Here is a 16,585-nt window from a genome sequence, read left to right on the forward strand (position 1 = left end):
TCAATCTCCCCCTTTCTTAAATAATTTACCTATACCTGAGAACTTACTTTTCTTTTTCCCCGGATACATGATTTCATCTATCGCCTTCTGACGGTCATAGAATTTATCAAATCTTGAAAATACAAGTTTTTCTTTATTTTTTCCGACTTTTTTCTTAGCACCTGCCTGTACATTTAAAAATGCCTGCATATGAATTCTGTAATCAAGATCTGCCTCCTTTAATTCCGCCGCTTTCATAAGCAACTCATATTCAGCTATTGTAAGGTTATCTATTTCATCAAAATTCTTAAAACCAAAATATCTAAAACAATTTAAAGCTATTTCCCAATATATCTGTTCAAAATCTTTTACGCTTTGTTCTCCTGCTTCATTGCCTCCGTCAGCTTTTTCGTAAGTCTGCCGGTAGCATTTGCTCTTTCTAAAAAATCCATCACCTTATTAAATAATTCATCTATATCTGTAGATTCATCATCAATATATCCTTCCAGAATATCTCTTGTTATTCTCGGACTATATCTTTTATTGGCTGCTTCCAACGCATCTACCACAGCAATAACATCTCCGTCTATTATCTTAGCTACAGTAAAAGCCAGTCCCACATCTTCTTTTACTCCTGTAACACCTTCGACTGGCTTCTGTATCCTTTTGTTTATATCTCTTACAAATCCGATTCCAAAATTAAATTGATATACCGTTCCATTTATTGTTAATTCAAACATATAATAAATCCTCCTGAATAACCCGGAAATGCCTTTGCAAGACATCTCCGGATAAATAAACATTAAGTACAAAACTTCTTATCTTTATGCTCCCGTTTTGTGTGTATCTGCGAATACATAGTTTGCAATTTCCTGCTGCTGTTCACTTACGGTAGCGTACCCATCTACTCCGTTCCCATTAACGCCAAATGTTAATGACACTTCAACGTGTTCTTCCGCATTGGATACAACTTCAAATTCTGTAAGATATCCTTGGAAATACTTTGCCTTAAACTTTCCTTCATCACTTTCAGTTCCCTTTTCCATAAGGTTTACTTCCCAGATTTCAACTGTTTCATCATTATCCAGCGCTTTCTCTAATTTATCGATCAGTGTATCACCCTTTGCAAGAATACTTGTAGCAGTAAGTTCTGCTTCTGCTATCCCCGGAGTTCTGACAGGACCATCTTTTGTAGCTGTGGATTCAGCCTCCTTACTTTTCGTTCTTCCGTTTTCTGTTGTAAACGCCAAAGCTGCCCCATCTGCTGTAGCCGCCTCGCTTAATAATCTGTAGAGATACACTATCTTTTTACCCTGTATAGCTTCCATAAAAATTCCTCCTAACTAAATCTAAACTCTAAATCCAACACACCATGTAAAATTGTCTGTTCTTTTATATCCTGCGCCAGTACCCTCTGCTCTGTGCTTCTTAAATACCAGCTTAGATCTCCAGTATTTTTAATATTGACCGCTGTATTCTTTATACCTATCAATATTTCAGATACAGACTGTCTCTCACTGAAATTATCATGCCACACATGAATTGTCTGATATACCGTTCCAAATATCGAAGACTTATTTACGCCATCTACCTGGCGGCTATCTGCCATATGTACAAATGGATATGAAATATCATCGGACGGAAAAGCTCCGTCATATACTTTATACCCCTTTTCTTTTAATTTCGTGAACAGTTCTTTAAAAAGCTCATTCTGTGGATCCATCCATATCACCTTCCTAACTGCTAAATCAGAAAAATTATTAACTTTGAATCTTTGCATTTTGAATATCAGCATTTTATTCAGAAGATATTTTACTTGCAAAATCATTCCCATTCCGACAATTCACTCTGCTTTTTCAGCTCATTTAACTTGTCTCAAAGTTTTCACCTCTGCGTAAAGTCCCTTTTTCTTTTGTTCTGATGGTCTGATCTTTGCTTGCGATAATATCACTTCCGGCTGATTCCCATTTCCTGCGCGCATTCGTGACTGCAGTTTTTACAGCCTTTTGAATTCTCCTGTCAAATTCTGACTGATTACCTTCAAGTCTTAAGAAATCATCAAATGATAAAGATCCATTTCTCATTCTGTTGTTGACGCTTCCGTTTTCGTTCCCAATATGGTCACCGTCCCCGTCTTCCTCAACAAATAACTGAATTAAAATTTTCCTTTTTCTCTCTTCTTTCATTTACATCCTTTCTGTCCCGGCCCGTTCATCGCCCGTTCCGTTACGTAGTTTATAGTCTTTTCGGACTGACTTGCCAGGCATACTGTACATAATCCGGATTTTTGAAAACAATGCCTGCAATCAAAAAACTCCCTATTGGGAGTTTTTCAATATATACTTTAATTATAGGAAATGCATATATGACCTTACCTATCTTTCCGTGATATCATTATATAACATCTATTTTGTTTTTTGTGTTTCACTTTGGGAATCCCAAAATCTTTTTAACTTAGCAGCTATACCTCCCCTTGTGTATCCCAGTTCATCTGCAATCTGTTCCTGAGTCCTTCCATTCCGGTACTGCATAATTAAAATATCACGTATCTGCGGATCTTCGATTGTTTTGAGCCACTCATCCATCTGGCTTACTTCCTTTTTGATAAGCAGAAGACGTCTTTCTATCTTTGTTTTCAGACTGTAATTGGGATGTCTTTCATACCCCGTTATACTAAGCCTTCTCGGATATCCTGTTCTGTAATCCTTAACTGAATCTGTAACAATATCTCCCGTTATGTATGGTGCAGCTTTCAATTCTTCCTGTAAATGTTCTGCTTCTTTTATCAATGCTCTTAATCTCTTAAGACGTACTTTTGTCATCGCTTCTATCTTCCTTTCCTTATTAATTTTCTGATATATAATTATATTTTTAGCTGTTTCGCCAAACGTTTCAATTCTCTCTCCAGAGCCTTCGGTGATTTTAAGATTATACTCAATATAAATTTTTTATACTCATATTCATATATCCGTTCTCTTATACTTTTCATTTCCAACTCCTTAATGTCCGTATCCTGTCCTTAATCAGCGTACGGGCACCCTATATACTTCAGTTTATATATTATCTGATACATCCGAACGTCCGAACACTTTCTGTACATATTCTGATAAAACATATTCCTTCCTATTATATTTGTAACGCCTGTATTATCTGATCTCCTTTATTCAGATCGGACGGCTCAATATCCTTTAAAAGTCTTTGAGTTACAATCAATCTATCAATATCACACTGTCCGAACCGTCAGCACATGATCCATTCATCTTCATGCATCTAATAAAATCCCCGTGATATTTCTCCTTCAGTTTTTAATATGACACATTGACATTTTACCCCATTCATTCTTATTCTTTTCGTATATCCTCTTCCTTCTGTTTCTATTCTCCCGTTTCGTTTTAGCCATGAAAGAAACGATGATGGATTATATCCATTTTCAATACAGGCTTTATTAAATACATCTCTTATTACAGCCACCTTATCAAAATTAATCTTTCCCCAGATTTCTGAAATATCGTCTTTTCCACTGAACTTTTTGCTGTTCTGTGCAATCCAGTCCATCATCCATTCCAAAGCTCTGATATTAGAAGAAACTTCACTGTGAGTAGATAAAAACTTCGTTATTTCATCCAACGTAAGACCATTGCCATCTTTGAATATAAACAAATCAGTAAGCGCATCTGCCGTCAAAATCAAGCTGGCGGCAAGAACTTGTTTTTCCGTTATATCTTTTCCTGACAGTTTTTCAAAAAAATTTTTTTGTGTATACTTTGCCAGCTTCATGACTTCTTTATCCATAAGTTTTTCAACAAATATTTTCCCGGCATATCCATAATTATCCTGGATAAACTCTGCTACATACCTGGCATCTTTAAAAAAATTAGTTCCCTCTGTATTTATCTCGATTATTCTGTTTACTGCTCCGGCCCCTGAATGAGAAGAAGTTATCGGGGACTCTCCATTAGTAATTATACAGTTCTTCCACGTATAGTTTTTTTGAAGACCTCCTGTCCTTGCACCTCTTACCCTTCCCACTCCCTCACACAATCTGTAAACAATTTTGTCAAAATCTTTTCTATCTTTCTGAATTTGTAATTCATCCAGTATTAATGGCATTGAATTTACGAAGCCGGCTGAAACCTCTTGTCCCACATCTGTACTATCGAATGTATGTATATACTCCCCGATGGCAGGATTAGCCCAGACTGATGCCGCCAGCATCAACGCTACTGTCTTCCCATTCCCTGATCCGTTCCAGAGATGAAGAAAAAAAGGAAGACAGTTGCATGGCTTCACCAATACCGAGGCAAATGATGCTGCCAGTACAATCTTAATAGGCACATTATCTTCTTTTCTTATTTCCCTTACAAAATTTATCCATCTGTCAGCATCTCCACTCTGAGTCACAGAGTCATAAAAACTCTGGAAAGTTGTATTCCCGTCAAATATAAGATCATCCACATATGGAGAAAACTTATCGGAACTAATCCACCCAAGCCGAGATACAGAACTGTATTCGGGAATATTTTCATAATTAAGATTTTCCACATCATGTATATACTGCACAAGATGTTTGGCTGTCTCTGAGGTTACTGCCACTCCGTAATCAGCTATTCCTATAATAGCTGATGAAGAGGCCAGCTGTTTTCTTTCAGATACAATACTGCGCCACCGGCTCCCTCTCCGGTAAGCAATTTTCAACTTCTCGATACCTGTATCAATATTTATCAGTCTTTCTACAGGAAGAATTGGATGTACACATGCTGTTATCTCCGACCCTAAAGGCCCTTCTCTGGTTATTCCCAAATCATCAGCTTGCCATATACCTGTGACTAAGTTCAGCGGCTGGCCTTCGAAATCCGTCACATTATCCACATACAAGCTTGTCTGAGCCAGCTTCATCTTCTTGCAATAACCTTTAAACAGTGTCTTAAAATTTCTCACCCCAAAGTCTTTTGCTATATGACACATCTTTTCTATCTGTATCTCCAATTCAAAAGGATCATCTATATATTTATAGACTTTCTCAAAAGGTGCTCCCCCGCTAAGAAAGTCTTCTTTCGTATATTCCTCTACGTTCTTATGGCTATTTCCCACGCTCTTGCCTCCTCTCCTGAAAAATCCTCGAGCAGCATATCAAGCTTTTCTACGATCTCTCTAAGCCAAATCTCACCTGCCATCAGCCTCCCATAAAGGACAGATCTCACTTCACAAATAGTAGAATACTCACTGCAAATACTCTTTTTCCATTTTATTTCTGCTTTTACTATGCACAGGTTCTCTACATGCTGCTTATGCTGCCTGTATGTCGGCCTTCTTTTCATTATTCTTAAATGAAAATCATTATCAAGCTTTGTAAGAGCCTCTGTGAACCTGATTTTGTGATACCGCATCATAAAATCTATTACATCTCCATATTCCCCACATCCGAAACACTTATAATGTTCATTTTTCACAGACATACTTGCTGTTTTTTCATGATGAAATGGGCATTTAGCAAATCCATATCTATTAAACCTGATCCCGTAAAACTCCATAACATCCCTTACCTTGACCGCTTCCCGTATTCTTTGAATATTCTCCTTATCTATCATTTTCCTCTCTTAAAGGCACTGCAATACACGCAACTATCGGCAGCAGCCACTCGGTTCCAACTGCGAATTCTCCCCGCTGTATATACTCAATTAAAATTACTGACGTACAAATAATAATGATAATCACTGCCGCTGCCCTGACTGTCATGACTTGTCCTCCTTTTATATATCCGGAAATCTATCCCGGAAACCCTTTTACTCCTTTCACGAGATCTAAAGCCGCTTTTTTAAACCTCCTCGTGCGATACTCTCTTTCCTTCTCTGTCAGCTCAGGTCTTTGTATTTTTACATAAGCATTCGAGTATTTCACTTCTTTCACATTCTTTTTAAACATCTCATCACCTCTTTAAAATTTATATAAGATGTAATTTTGTCCTATTCTTATAGAATCTCAGATATTCTGTTCTTCTATCTGTTCAAAAAGATAATCGAGAGAATATTCCGGAAAAAATGTCCTCTTTATTTCTAACATCTCCTTTCTGTTGAATTCAGTCCTACAGGAAATTTTATTTGATATAGATTTTTCATCTCTGTTTATTACTCCAGCGAGATCTCTGTATAAAATATCCTTCCTGGCCATTTCTGCTATAAGATTCTTTAACATTGCTTAACTCCTTTCTACCTTACAAGGTAATTCTTTCCCACACTATACTACTATGCAGGGTATTAGTCAATATTTTTTTACCTTTTATCGTAGTATTTTTTTATATAAGGTAAAATTATTACTTTACAAGGGAATAAATTTACGTTAAAATTACTTTAAAACAATAGAAAGGAGTTCTGAGGATGAGTTTTCTCACAAAATTAGATAAGCTGATGAAAGACAAGAATATAAACAAAAGTCAGCTGTCCAAAGATTCAGGTGTTCCTTACACTACCATAGATGGATTCTATAAAAAGGGAACTGAAAACATAAAACTTTCAACCTTAAAAAAGCTCTCATCATATTTCGGTTGCTCACTGGACTATCTGGCAGATGACGATATTCCAGAAAACAGTATATCTGTCCATACTATTGCTGCCCATCACGACAAAGAAGACTGGACAGATGAGGAACTCAATGAAATAGAAGAATTTAAAAAATTTGTTTTATCGAAAAGGAACAGATAATTGTTATTATGTGAGGTGACATCATGACAAAACATGAACAGCTCATGGCAGAATATGATAACCTGTATATAGAAGAGCGGCCAATGAAAAATGACGGTTTATATGCCGACGGCTGTATATGGATAAATAAAAATATGCCGTCAGTCAAAAGGTATTCCATACTTGCAGAAGAAATAGGACACTACGAAACAAGCAGCGGAGACATACTTGACCAAAACAACATCAGCAATCGAAAGCAGGAACTGCTCGCCAGAAAATGGGCATATGAAAAAATAGTTCCTATAGAATACATACATTTTGCTATTTCCGACGGTCATACAGAAATATGGGATATGGCCGATTATCTGGATATTGACGAGGAATTTTTGAGAGATGCATTAAAATATTATAGAATTTTAGATGTCTAAAAATATCAATCTGACGTAAAGTATACCTTTGAAGCTTTTTCCCTTGACAGCATTTCTTTTGCAAGAAGGATTGGCGCAGCCTAAAAGCATTTTATTTTGTAAAGCTGAAAGATGATACAAATCTAATATTATTCAGACCCGGTTTTATCAAATTCCGGGTATTTTTATACCCATTTTTAAATATTTTATATGGGAGGGATGTATTATATGTTCCGTGAAATGATACAGTTTTCTAACAATGAAGTAATTGAATACTTAAGAAAATCCCGTTCTGACGATCCTCTTATGTCCGTCGGGGAAGTCCTTGAGAAACATGAAAAACTCCTCATGGAATACTCTGAAAGAAATCTCGGAGGGAAAATTCCCGAAAAAAATATCTATCGTGAAATCGCTTCTTCCGAAACCATAGACGGCAGACCGGAAATGCTTAAACTCTTAAAAGAAATAGAGTCGCCTCAGATAAAAGCTGTTCTTGTTGTGGAGGTTCAAAGGCTGTCCCGTGGGGACCTTGAAGATGCCGGCCGCCTTATAAAGCTGCTTCGTTATACAGGAACCTTTGTCCTTACTCCATATAAGGTATATGATCTTACCGATGATTATGACCGTGATGCATTTGAACGCGAACTTAAGCGGGGAAATGAATATCTGGAATATTTTAAAAAGATACAATCCAGAGGCAGGCTTCTTTCAGTGCAGGAAGGCAACTATCTGGGGTCAGTTCCGCCTTACGGCTATAACAAGATCTTTATAACGGAAGGAAAAAAGAAATGTCCTACTCTTGAAGAGAAGAAAAGCGAAGCCGATATCGTACGCATGATATTTCGACTCTACGCCGATGAGAACATGAGTAGAGACAGCATATGCAGATATTTAGACGACCTGAAGATAAAGCCGCCCAAAGGAGATTACTGGTCTTCTGCTACACTAAAGGATATGCTTTCCAATGTACACTACATAGGCAAAGTAAAATGGAATTGGCGAAAAGTAGAGAGAATCGTCTCAGATCAGGAAGTTATCAAGACCAGACCAAAGTCAAAAAATCATTTAGTATTCGAAGGAAAACATAAAGGAATCGTATCAACCAGCTTATTCATGAAGGCTCAGGAAAGAACCGGAAAAGTCCACAGGGCGAAAGCCAATACAAAAGTCAGAAATCCCCTTGCGGGACTTCTCTACTGTAAATGCGGAAGATCCATGTCTTTTCGTACATATAAAAATACCGACGGCACTCTCAGATCGGAGCCTCGCCTTTTATGCGACGGCCAGATCCACTGTAATACAGGGTCCGTCAAATACGATGAAATGATGGAACGTATCTGTGACGTTCTGACAAGCTGTATCAGCGAGTTTGAGATACTTATTGAAAAAGACTCCGGCGAAAACATAATACTTCATGAAAAGCTTGTAAAAGAGCTTGCGGTTAAGCTGAAAGAACTCGAAGATAAAGAAGTCAGGCAGTGGGAAATGTATACCGAAAGAGCCATGCCCAAGTCAGTATTCGACAGACTGAATGAAAAACTTCTGAAAGAAAAAAACGAAACACGAAAATCACTGCGAAAGGCTTACGACACTATGCCTAAAAAAGAAAACTATCAGGAGAAAATAATAAAATTCTCAGATTCGCTTGCCGCACTTAAAAATCCGGAGGTATCAGCAGAGCTGAAAAACAACTATCTGAAAAGCATAATCGAACGGATAGACTACACGAGAGAATCACCCGTGAGGATCACTAAAAAGAACTGCCTAAGCTATGGAATAGACCCCAAAGACTTAAAGTCGGGAGGTAACTGGTATTCCCCTCCCTTTCATATAGATATAAAACTGCGTCTGTAATCATTTCCATCACAGATGAGCCAGTTCTTCAGTTCCCACATCAGTCAGTGTAGCTTTTGCCTCATTATAAGGCATAGAATACCGCTGCGACAGATAGCGCTGCGATGCAGCAAGTTCTCCGTCAGGACCTCCCACCTGGCTTATGATAAATTTAGCCATGGCAGGGTTTGGATTCTTTATATTAACCGGATACTCCAGTCTTTTCTCATACGTCCACATAAACTATTCCTCTCCTTCCCACGGCCACGGCCCGTCAAGCCATGACCAGCCATTCCCTGCAGTATCAATGCCATCATAACTCAAAGGACCATACCTGTCCTCATACTCTTTTCTGACTCTGAGATATTCCATTCGTACCCGAGCATACATAGCCAGCGCATTCTGACAGTCCGGCTGATTATCAAGATACAGTGCAAGCTCAATCATTGCAAAATTAAACTGCTGTATCTGTCTCAGCAAATCATTTTTGGAAGTCATCTGCGATCACCCCCACTGAAAGAAAGATCAAGACTCGGAAAAATAGTTCCCCGTCTTAGACCATTAGTCAAATCATAAAGATTTTCCCATGGCTGCATAGGTGTATAAGTCATTCCCACAGGAAATCTATTGTAATCCCATCCGTTTTCTCCGCAGCCTCCGGGCTGACGCCCAGAATCTTCGCAATATAATGAACATCTTTCATTAGATGTGTTGTTACAATTCAAAACAAAAATCTCCTTTCACATTAGTATCTTTTATAATATGACAAGAAATTTATTTCGTGCATCTGCCTGTTACTTTAAAATACTAAAGAGTATAATCCCTCCCTTTTCTTCAAAACCGGTATCCCAAAGCTCTCTGAGAGACAGCCAGTAACTTTTTCCGTAAGTAGCCGCCTTTATATAAAACCCATCTTCACGTATCTCATAACCTATAACAAGAAACCAGTGCCATTCAAAAAAATCAAACTTTTTATTATAGTGCTTAAGCATTAGATACGGCACCGGAATTCCGACATCTATCTTTTCTTTTATAGCTTCTTCTGCTGTTTCATAAAGTTCACTTCCCTCTATCCCGGAAACAGTAATGGTATCTTCTCCTATATCTTCAAGATAAATCTTTACTCCTTGTATATATGTATCAATATCTTTTATTCCTGATTGTCTGGGCTGAAGATAAGGTCTCACAGACATACCGAATTTTCTATATTGATGTTTCGTCATAGAATCCCCTTTATAAGGGCAAAGATGTGGTTTCTCTTTATAAAGAGAAAAGTATATCAAAGCATCGCACGTAGTCAGTGCCGCACACCCACCTACATGCATCCACGGATCCATCATCCATCTTTGATTTCCACCGTATGATTTCCCTATATTAAAATATTGCAGTTCCTTCTTTTCACTCATTCTTCATCCCTCTTTAAATTCATATATTCTTATCTTATCAACTACAGCAAATATAATAACAGCTCCTGCTACAGTTATGGCAGAACTTATAAGGAGAAGCGATTCTACCGATGATACATCAAGTATCCTTCCTCCCAATATACATCCAAGCACATTTCCGGCAGTTATGGCTGTTGTAAATACAGCCTGCCCTCTAACTGCTTCTTCTTTTGACATTATATTATCTATAAAACCCACCATGGCAGGAAACATTAGTCCATATCCAAGTATTTGGTTTATCTGAGCAATATATATCAATATCATTGAATCTGCTATATACATCATAATTATCTTCACTGAAAAAAATACAGCAGACAGCTTCAAAAGGAAAGTATAAGAAAAAAAACCTCTTATCCTGTCAAAAAATAACATAGCAGGCATTTCAAGCATAGCCATAACAAAAATAATTATTCCAAGCTGTTTAGTATCTCCTCCTATATTTTCTAAAATTTGTATGGTAAAATTTTCTAATATAACATTTCCAAAAAATAAAGCAACTACACCGGCGCTCAAAATGACAAATCTAATATTGCCAGTCATAAATTCTTTGAAATCTATGGTTCTATCAGAGATATTTACTTCATCTTTAATATTTGTATGCTTATTCCAAACATTATTTTCATTACATACCTTTTTATAACAGCGATCAGTCATTATAACGAAGCCTTCCATCAAAAACAGTATCACAAGTCCGGAGAAAGGTATCACATCCACTCCGAAACCAGTGACAAAGTATCCCATGACAAGCCCCAAAACTGCGGCGCTTAAAGAGCCCATACTTCTGCCTATCCCAAAGCTTATATGATATCCGCTTTCTTCCAATGTGAAACTTACAGAATTAATAAAAGGATGCAGCGCCGTATGAAAGACTATAAGAGCTGTATAAAATATTGTAAGCATCAAAGATCTGTGTCCGATCACCAATACTGATAAAGTCAGAATAAATAAAAAAGCAACAAGTATCTTTATCACCAATATGTTATTCAGACGTCTCGATTTATCAGTGGCATCAGCAAGAACACTTTGAAAAAATACAGCTATAATATTGCCGGCCGCAATGACAACTCCTATAGAAGTATTGGAATATCCTTTGCCTAACATATACACTGATACGAAAAGACCTGCCACAACATAAAAAGCCCAGTACATACCTTGTATTAAAGCGTAATCCAAATTCAGCAACACTTTTCTGCTCATATTCCATCTTCCTCCGAAGTCATTATAATATACTAAATATACCATTTCTTTACAAATACCACAATCAAAAAAGGAGTGATCGCACCGTAAGACGATGCGATCTTCTCCTTTTATTATATCATATATTCAAAGTTAACTAATTAAAGAGGCTTAACTTCAGTCTCAAGAGTGATGTCCAGTTTAGCAGCATATGCAAGATACTTGTCGCATTCTTCATATGTCAGCATATCTGATGAAAGAAGTCCTGTCTGATCATAATCATCATTTACAAACATCTTTGTGAATAATGATCCGCACTGTCCTGTCAGATACTGTTCTCCTGTAATACCTGCTCTCTTAAAGCTTTCCTCACATCCGGGCGCATAAAGGTATGTCTCTACCATTACCTTCTTGCCGTCCTTTGTTCCTGTCGCTTCTACTACGAATGCTCCTTCGTCCTTTACAAGGCCTTCATCTAAGATTTCCTTGATCTCATCATGATACTTTGGTGCAGGCGGCAGATGTGATACGATTACATCAAATGGGATGAATGTGTGTCCCTTATATGTCTCCTCTTCTCTGTTTAAAAGGCCTGCTCTGTAAAGCGGTGTTGAAAATTCGATTCCTACTCCGCCGTACTTGAAGTTGATGTTCTTTGCTCCCTTAAAATGAGTATCCTTGTTCAGTCCCATGTATACTGTCTCGTCATGGGCATGCTCTACAAGTGTTACTTCCTTTGCGCATCCCTTAAAGTGTCTTGTTACCGGCAGTGAATGCGGTTCTGTTTCCACAAGTACTCCGTCCTTAAGTGCAAATGTAGGGTCTGTCATGTCGGATAATGCTGTGAACGGTGACCACCAGAAAGGTAAGAATCTCTTAGCCTCTACTCCTTCATATACCATCATAAGGATATCATCACAAGTATCAAGATATCTCATTGAGCTCTTTGTTGCCACGCACATCATTCCGGGTGCTGATCCTGTACCTATAATAGCCAGTTTTCCGATCTCTGCGAATTTCTTGCCATAATCATTGTACATGATCTCTACGCATGTAGGCCACCATGGATCCAGTACGTCTGTAGCCGCAAAGTCCTGATAGTTTGCCTTTACTGCCAGCGCCGCATCAAGTACTTTTGGTGCGAATCTGATTGGCAGTGCGTTTACGATAAGGTCTACGCCTTCTGCTGCCTTCTTGATGCTTTCAACATCATCTGCATCTACGTAAGCTCCTTCTGCTTTCTTTAAGATCTTTACAAGCTCATCTACTGCTTTGTGATCGGCATCTGCACAGATGATCTTTTCAACATTTGCTTCTTCATCCATTCTCTGTGCTACTGTTGAACCCTGCGCGCCTGTTCCTAATACCAGTATTTTCTTACCCATTTTTGCTTTCTCCTTTTCTTTTTTCAGTTCATTGATTATGATTATTACCAACTTACAATGACTTCTCTATTAATAACAATACCACACTTATTATATCTAATGCAAGTCTTCCCTCCTTAATGGAAGACTGTACATCAGAAGCCCCTTAATGCCTTGATTTTATGCAATCAGAGGAGATTTTTCAATAACACTATAGTGTTATCTGCAGATTTGCAGCAATCTTATTTCTTTTTCTGCACAAAAAAATTATAATAATCATATTGCTGAAAAGCGCGCAACGCTTTTCAGCAATATAGTATTAAAATACAGCAATATAATAATATATGCACGATGTATAATTTATACTTGTAGAAAGGAGTGAAATTGTGGATGACAGTACGACATCACAAGATCTTAATTTAAAACAAAAACTAAAATCAGAAAAAAAAATTCTCAGATTATCTTTCATAGGCAGTACTCTCTTTCTCTTATCGGAATGCGCTGCCGCTTTCTTCACACATTCTCAAGCAGTCCTCATGGACTGCGTATACGATCTGGTGGATCTGGCCATGCTTGGGCCGTTCATGATACTTGTCCCCAAGCTATATAAACCTGTAACTGAAAAATGGCCATATGGTTTTGCTCAGATGGAATCTCTTTTTATAATAATAAAATGCGGAATTCTGTTTTTTCTCGATATACAGCTTCTCATTGACAGTGCTAAACTTATTTTGGACGGAGGTCATATTGTAAACGCAGGCGCTATAGCTGCATTCGAATTGTTCATATCAGTATCATGTATAGCCATGTATTTCATATTAAGGCATATGAACAGACATTTCTCATCACCTACGGTAAGCGCCGAGCTATATATATGGAAACTGGATGCTTACAGTACAGGCGGAGTAGGCCTGGCCTTCCTAATACAACTTCTTCTTCAGATAACACCTTTATCATGGATAGTCCCATATATCGATCCGGCCATAGCCATCATAATGGCTCTTCTTCTGGCAAAAGAACCTATAACTATGATATGGGATGCATTAAAAAGCCTTGTATTGATTGCGCCGGAAAAGGAAGTTGTCAGTGATATACGAACTGCCGCCAATGAAACTCTTGAAAGCTTTGACTTATATATTGATTTCCTTGATGTAGTAAAAACAGGAAGAAAGGTATGGGTAGATATATATATCACACAAAAGGATGATCTTATAAGCATAAATGCGCTTAAGCAGGCTCATAACGAAATAATCGAAAAACTGAAACCTCAATATCATGATATATTTGTCGAACTTATCCCCGAAATCGATCCTGATACGACACCCGCTTAAACATTATCATGTATAAAAAATAACGCAGCATTTTAAACTGCGTTATTTCTATATTTATTTTTCTTCACTGATCATCGAAGACTTTGCCCTTTACAAGAGAATCTGCCATTCGTTTGTTTCCCAGAGCCCATATGAGATCTCTCGGCTGTATTATCGTTTCCACATCAGGACTTATTATAGTCAGATTCCCTCTTTCTATACCTATTATTGTTCCTCTGTATTTCTCACGGATCCTTGAATGTTTTATAGATTTTTTACTGAATTCAGAACCCGGTTCAACATTTATAGGACAACAGATCAATTGTTCTTCAGGTGTGATACCATAGAAAGTTTGTCTGTATATATAATCTTTCAGGATTATATCGTCCTTATCGGTGTACTCGATACACTCATCCTTCTCCAAAAGTATAGTACATGCATCAATCTCGGCTTCTGTGCCCATCATATGAAGTATATCTCCCTCCATTACAGGTTCTGAAGATGTAGGGAGATTTATGTATTTATCCCCTCTTATGATCTTGATTATGGTTACTCTGAAAGCTCTGCTCTTTGTAAAATCATGAATAGTTTTATTTTCCACCGTATCTGTAACTTGGAATTCAGCTACTAACAATTCTTCATTAAGCCAGTGATACTCTCCTCTTATACCTCTTTCCCTTTTTTGTTTGGCCAAAGCTCTTTCTGAAAAGTTTTCAGTAAAACGCATTTCCATATTAATAGTCATTCCCTTTATATATTCAGATCTTACTATCAATATAATGCAGGCCAATGCGATGATCAAAAGTATTATAAACGGTATATGATATATTTTTCTGAGAACCATAGCCACAAATCCTGCCGCAATCAGTATTCTCACAGCCTTTAGAGTTAAAAGCGGAAGACGATTCGATCTCTGTTTCAACCATAACTTTGTAAACAGAGCATCATCAGCTCCATTCATAAGACTTACGAAAGGTACCATAGCTGCGCATATTACAACTGCTGTTACAAGATCAGCAAATATATCTGAAGAAATATACTGCAAAGCGATGGGCCTCAGCTGCTGTATGCCGAGCCAGTAAATTATATACATCACTACAGAACAGATCAGTGTTCTTGACAACACTTTCTTTATATAGGAAAACCAGTCCTTATCCTTATCCTTATTGCTTCTGTTTTCGGAAGTATTTTTCTTTATAAACACCCATAGGCCGTCAGGCAGTTTTTCATCCAAAAATTTATACACTTTTTCTGAGTTCTTTATGAACAGCGGCGTAGTAAACGTCGTTATTACGGATACACATACAACAACAGGATATAGAAAATCACTTATTACTCCTAAACTTGTTCCCAAAGTTGCGATAATGAAAGAAAACTCACCTATCTGAACCATACTGAATCCGCCTCTTATAGCTGTGTTGAGAGACTGTCCGGAAAGCAGTATGCCTATGGTTGCAAATACCATCTGTCCTAAAATAGTCACTATAGTAATTATGAGAATAGGAACTATATATTCCATAAGCAGATCCGGTTCAATCATCATTCCCACAGAAACAAAAAATATAGCGCCGAAAAGATCCTTTATGGGATTTATAAGTCTTTCTATATATCCAGCCTTGACTGTTCCTGCCAATATAGAACCAGCGACAAATGCTCCCAGAGCTTCTGAGAATCCTATAAAATTAGCTATGACCACCATACCCAGACAAATAGCTATGGATATTATAAGCATCATCTCATCATTCATCAGCCCTGAGATCTTTTTCAAAAGACTTGGTATCAGATATATACCTAAAAGCAGCCATATCACCAGATACATGAGAAGCATACCGATCTCCTGAAACATGGCAGCACCTGACACGCTCTGACTGACGGATATAGTGGAAAGTATTATCATCATAAATATCCCGACGATATCTTCTATCACCAGGGTACTTAAAACAAGCTGTGCAAACTTTTCATTTTTTAAATTATACTCTTCGTAAGCCTTTAGAATTATCATCGTAGAAGACATAGAAAGCATACTGCCTAAGAAAATACAGTCCATTTTGTCCCAGCCGAGAAGACTTCCCACACCGGTGCCTATTAAAATCATGGCCGTCATAACGGTCAATGCGACTATAAAAGCACTTCCGCCCACCGTTGCTAATTTTTTAAAGCTGAACTCAAGACCAAGTCCAAACATCAGAAATACTACACCTATATTAGCCCATACGTGTATGTCTGCAGATTCCACAACCGTAGGCATATATGAAAAATTAGGGCTTATCAGAAAACCCGCAACTATATACCCGAGTACTACGGGCAGCTTTATCTTCTTAAATATAAGAGTGACAACTCCCGCAGCAATAAGAATCAATGCTAAATCAGAAATCAAATAATCAAGATGCAATA

At 37.6% G+C, this 16,585-nt stretch carries 22 protein-coding genes and 1 pseudogene; 4 read left to right on the top strand and 19 right to left on the bottom strand.

Features of this window, described 5'->3' with window-relative positions:
• From ACLR96_RS00245 to ACLR96_RS00300, 12 genes are all read right to left on the bottom strand, one after another.
• Positions 1-237 (bottom strand): hypothetical protein, encoded by a 237-nt coding sequence (locus ACLR96_RS00245; RefSeq protein WP_177270697.1) that lies wholly within the window; start codon positions 235-237, stop codon positions 1-3.
• Positions 238-347: 110 nt separating this feature from the next.
• Positions 348-719, bottom strand: coding sequence for a tail assembly chaperone (locus tag ACLR96_RS00250; protein WP_177270696.1), 372 nt, complete (start codon positions 717-719; stop codon positions 348-350).
• 84 nt (positions 720-803) lie between these two features.
• Positions 804-1,307 carry a phage major tail protein, TP901-1 family gene (locus ACLR96_RS00255; RefSeq protein WP_177270695.1) on the bottom strand — a complete coding sequence of 168 codons (504 nt, stop codon included), beginning with the start codon at positions 1,305-1,307 and terminating at the stop codon, positions 804-806.
• Between the two features lie 11 nt (positions 1,308-1,318).
• Positions 1,319-1,702, bottom strand: coding sequence for a hypothetical protein (locus ACLR96_RS00260; protein WP_177270694.1), 384 nt, complete (start codon positions 1,700-1,702; stop codon positions 1,319-1,321).
• Between the two features lie 142 nt (positions 1,703-1,844).
• A complete protein-coding gene (locus tag ACLR96_RS00265) occupies positions 1,845-2,165 on the bottom strand; it encodes a hypothetical protein (RefSeq protein ID WP_412265060.1) in 321 nt (106 codons plus the stop codon).
• A gap of 219 nt (positions 2,166-2,384) precedes the next feature.
• On the bottom strand, positions 2,385-2,801 hold the full coding sequence (locus tag ACLR96_RS00270) for a hypothetical protein (protein WP_177270692.1): 417 nt from the start codon (positions 2,799-2,801) through the stop codon (positions 2,385-2,387).
• A 41-nt stretch (positions 2,802-2,842) separates the two neighbouring features.
• Positions 2,843-2,968, bottom strand: a complete 126-nt coding sequence (locus ACLR96_RS00275; RefSeq protein WP_412265061.1) for a hypothetical protein — start codon at positions 2,966-2,968, stop codon at positions 2,843-2,845.
• 281 nt (positions 2,969-3,249) lie between these two features.
• Positions 3,250-5,070, bottom strand: a complete 1,821-nt coding sequence (locus ACLR96_RS00280) for a DUF927 domain-containing protein (RefSeq protein ID WP_177270691.1) — start codon at positions 5,068-5,070, stop codon at positions 3,250-3,252.
• Entirely contained in the window at positions 5,046-5,567 is a 522-nt protein-coding gene (locus ACLR96_RS00285; RefSeq protein ID WP_177270690.1) for a CHC2 zinc finger domain-containing protein, read from the bottom strand. Before ACLR96_RS00285 ends, ACLR96_RS00280 begins: the two co-directional genes overlap by 25 nt.
• The gene (locus ACLR96_RS00290; protein ID WP_177270689.1) at positions 5,557-5,715 is read right to left on the bottom strand and encodes a hypothetical protein; all 159 of its coding nucleotides are present in this window, start codon (positions 5,713-5,715) and stop codon (positions 5,557-5,559) included. Before ACLR96_RS00290 ends, ACLR96_RS00285 begins: the two co-directional genes overlap by 11 nt.
• A 30-nt stretch (positions 5,716-5,745) precedes the next feature.
• Complete coding sequence (locus ACLR96_RS00295; protein ID WP_177270688.1) at positions 5,746-5,901, bottom strand: hypothetical protein; 156 nt, start codon at positions 5,899-5,901, stop codon at positions 5,746-5,748.
• 57 nt (positions 5,902-5,958) lie between these two features.
• Positions 5,959-6,171 carry a hypothetical protein gene (locus ACLR96_RS00300; protein WP_177270687.1) on the bottom strand — a complete coding sequence of 71 codons (213 nt, stop codon included), beginning with the start codon at positions 6,169-6,171 and terminating at the stop codon, positions 5,959-5,961.
• Positions 6,172-6,353: 182 nt separating this feature from the next.
• Between ACLR96_RS00300 and ACLR96_RS00305 the strand changes: the two genes are divergently transcribed.
• From ACLR96_RS00305 to ACLR96_RS00315, 3 genes are all read left to right on the top strand, one after another.
• A complete protein-coding gene (locus ACLR96_RS00305) occupies positions 6,354-6,677 on the top strand; it encodes a helix-turn-helix domain-containing protein (protein WP_412265062.1) in 324 nt (107 codons plus the stop codon).
• Between the two features lie 23 nt (positions 6,678-6,700).
• Positions 6,701-7,084 (top strand): ImmA/IrrE family metallo-endopeptidase, encoded by a 384-nt coding sequence (locus tag ACLR96_RS00310; RefSeq protein WP_177270686.1) that lies wholly within the window; start codon positions 6,701-6,703, stop codon positions 7,082-7,084.
• A gap of 207 nt (positions 7,085-7,291) precedes the next feature.
• Positions 7,292-8,917, top strand: coding sequence for a recombinase family protein (locus ACLR96_RS00315; RefSeq protein WP_177270680.1), 1,626 nt, complete (start codon positions 7,292-7,294; stop codon positions 8,915-8,917).
• 12 nt (positions 8,918-8,929) lie between these two features.
• Here the strand turns inward: ACLR96_RS00315 and ACLR96_RS00320 are convergent.
• From ACLR96_RS00320 to ACLR96_RS00345, 6 genes and pseudogenes are all read right to left on the bottom strand, one after another.
• A pseudogene (locus ACLR96_RS00320) lies at positions 8,930-9,136 on the bottom strand (manganese catalase family protein); the annotation flags it as partial.
• A 3-nt stretch (positions 9,137-9,139) separates the two neighbouring features.
• Positions 9,140-9,394: a spore coat protein CotJB gene (locus tag ACLR96_RS00325; RefSeq protein WP_187525661.1), complete on the bottom strand. Its 255-nt coding sequence runs from the start codon at positions 9,392-9,394 to the stop codon at positions 9,140-9,142.
• Positions 9,391-9,621: a spore coat associated protein CotJA gene (locus ACLR96_RS00330; RefSeq protein WP_243206969.1), complete on the bottom strand. Its 231-nt coding sequence runs from the start codon at positions 9,619-9,621 to the stop codon at positions 9,391-9,393. Before ACLR96_RS00330 ends, ACLR96_RS00325 begins: the two co-directional genes overlap by 4 nt.
• A gap of 69 nt (positions 9,622-9,690) precedes the next feature.
• Positions 9,691-10,302 (bottom strand): hypothetical protein, encoded by a 612-nt coding sequence (locus tag ACLR96_RS00335; protein ID WP_177267621.1) that lies wholly within the window; start codon positions 10,300-10,302, stop codon positions 9,691-9,693.
• 3 nt (positions 10,303-10,305) lie between these two features.
• Positions 10,306-11,538, bottom strand: coding sequence for an MFS transporter (locus tag ACLR96_RS00340; RefSeq protein ID WP_177267622.1), 1,233 nt, complete (start codon positions 11,536-11,538; stop codon positions 10,306-10,308).
• A 140-nt stretch (positions 11,539-11,678) separates the two neighbouring features.
• Positions 11,679-12,902 carry a saccharopine dehydrogenase NADP-binding domain-containing protein gene (locus tag ACLR96_RS00345; protein ID WP_177267832.1) on the bottom strand — a complete coding sequence of 408 codons (1,224 nt, stop codon included), beginning with the start codon at positions 12,900-12,902 and terminating at the stop codon, positions 11,679-11,681.
• Positions 12,903-13,267: 365 nt separating this feature from the next.
• Here ACLR96_RS00345 and ACLR96_RS00350 point away from each other — a divergent pair, with 365 nt between their 5' ends.
• Entirely contained in the window at positions 13,268-14,212 is a 945-nt protein-coding gene (locus ACLR96_RS00350; protein ID WP_177267833.1) for a cation transporter, read from the top strand.
• A gap of 64 nt (positions 14,213-14,276) precedes the next feature.
• On the opposite strand, the gene ACLR96_RS00355 is transcribed toward ACLR96_RS00350, so the two are convergent.
• Complete coding sequence (locus ACLR96_RS00355) at positions 14,277-16,583, bottom strand: cation:proton antiporter (RefSeq protein ID WP_177267834.1); 2,307 nt, start codon at positions 16,581-16,583, stop codon at positions 14,277-14,279.
• Positions 16,584-16,585: the final 2 nt, after the last annotated feature.

Source organism: Lentihominibacter sp. (genome assembly GCF_046951855.1).
GTDB classification, from domain to species: Bacteria; Bacillota; Clostridia; order Peptostreptococcales; family Anaerovoracaceae; genus Lentihominibacter; species Lentihominibacter hominis.

Excerpts from the sequence above, each read along its gene's own strand:
- ACLR96_RS00245 (WP_177270697.1), bottom strand. The coding sequence starts at position 237 with ATGAAAGCGGCGGAATTAAAGGAGGCAGATCTTGATTACAGAATTCAT.
- ACLR96_RS00250 (WP_177270696.1), bottom strand. The coding sequence starts at position 719 with ATGTTTGAATTAACAATAAATGGAACGGTATATCAATTTAATTTTGGA.
- ACLR96_RS00255 (WP_177270695.1), bottom strand. The coding sequence starts at position 1,307 with ATGGAAGCTATACAGGGTAAAAAGATAGTGTATCTCTACAGATTATTA.
- ACLR96_RS00260 (WP_177270694.1), bottom strand. The coding sequence starts at position 1,702 with ATGGATCCACAGAATGAGCTTTTTAAAGAACTGTTCACGAAATTAAAA.
- ACLR96_RS00265 (WP_412265060.1), bottom strand. The coding sequence starts at position 2,165 with ATGAAAGAAGAGAGAAAAAGGAAAATTTTAATTCAGTTATTTGTTGAG.
- ACLR96_RS00270 (WP_177270692.1), bottom strand. The coding sequence starts at position 2,801 with ATGACAAAAGTACGTCTTAAGAGATTAAGAGCATTGATAAAAGAAGCA.
- ACLR96_RS00275 (WP_412265061.1), bottom strand. The coding sequence starts at position 2,968 with ATGAAAAGTATAAGAGAACGGATATATGAATATGAGTATAAAAAATTT.
- ACLR96_RS00285 (WP_177270690.1), bottom strand. The coding sequence starts at position 5,567 with ATGATAGATAAGGAGAATATTCAAAGAATACGGGAAGCGGTCAAGGTA.
- ACLR96_RS00290 (WP_177270689.1), bottom strand. The coding sequence starts at position 5,715 with ATGACAGTCAGGGCAGCGGCAGTGATTATCATTATTATTTGTACGTCA.
- ACLR96_RS00295 (WP_177270688.1), bottom strand. The coding sequence starts at position 5,901 with ATGTTTAAAAAGAATGTGAAAGAAGTGAAATACTCGAATGCTTATGTA.
- ACLR96_RS00300 (WP_177270687.1), bottom strand. The coding sequence starts at position 6,171 with ATGTTAAAGAATCTTATAGCAGAAATGGCCAGGAAGGATATTTTATAC.
- ACLR96_RS00305 (WP_412265062.1), top strand. The coding sequence starts at position 6,354 with ATGAGTTTTCTCACAAAATTAGATAAGCTGATGAAAGACAAGAATATA.
- ACLR96_RS00310 (WP_177270686.1), top strand. The coding sequence starts at position 6,701 with ATGACAAAACATGAACAGCTCATGGCAGAATATGATAACCTGTATATA.
- ACLR96_RS00315 (WP_177270680.1), top strand. The coding sequence starts at position 7,292 with ATGTTCCGTGAAATGATACAGTTTTCTAACAATGAAGTAATTGAATAC.
- ACLR96_RS00325 (WP_187525661.1), bottom strand. The coding sequence starts at position 9,394 with ATGACTTCCAAAAATGATTTGCTGAGACAGATACAGCAGTTTAATTTT.
- ACLR96_RS00335 (WP_177267621.1), bottom strand. The coding sequence starts at position 10,302 with ATGAGTGAAAAGAAGGAACTGCAATATTTTAATATAGGGAAATCATAC.
- ACLR96_RS00340 (WP_177267622.1), bottom strand. The coding sequence starts at position 11,538 with ATGAGCAGAAAAGTGTTGCTGAATTTGGATTACGCTTTAATACAAGGT.
- ACLR96_RS00345 (WP_177267832.1), bottom strand. The coding sequence starts at position 12,902 with ATGGGTAAGAAAATACTGGTATTAGGAACAGGCGCGCAGGGTTCAACA.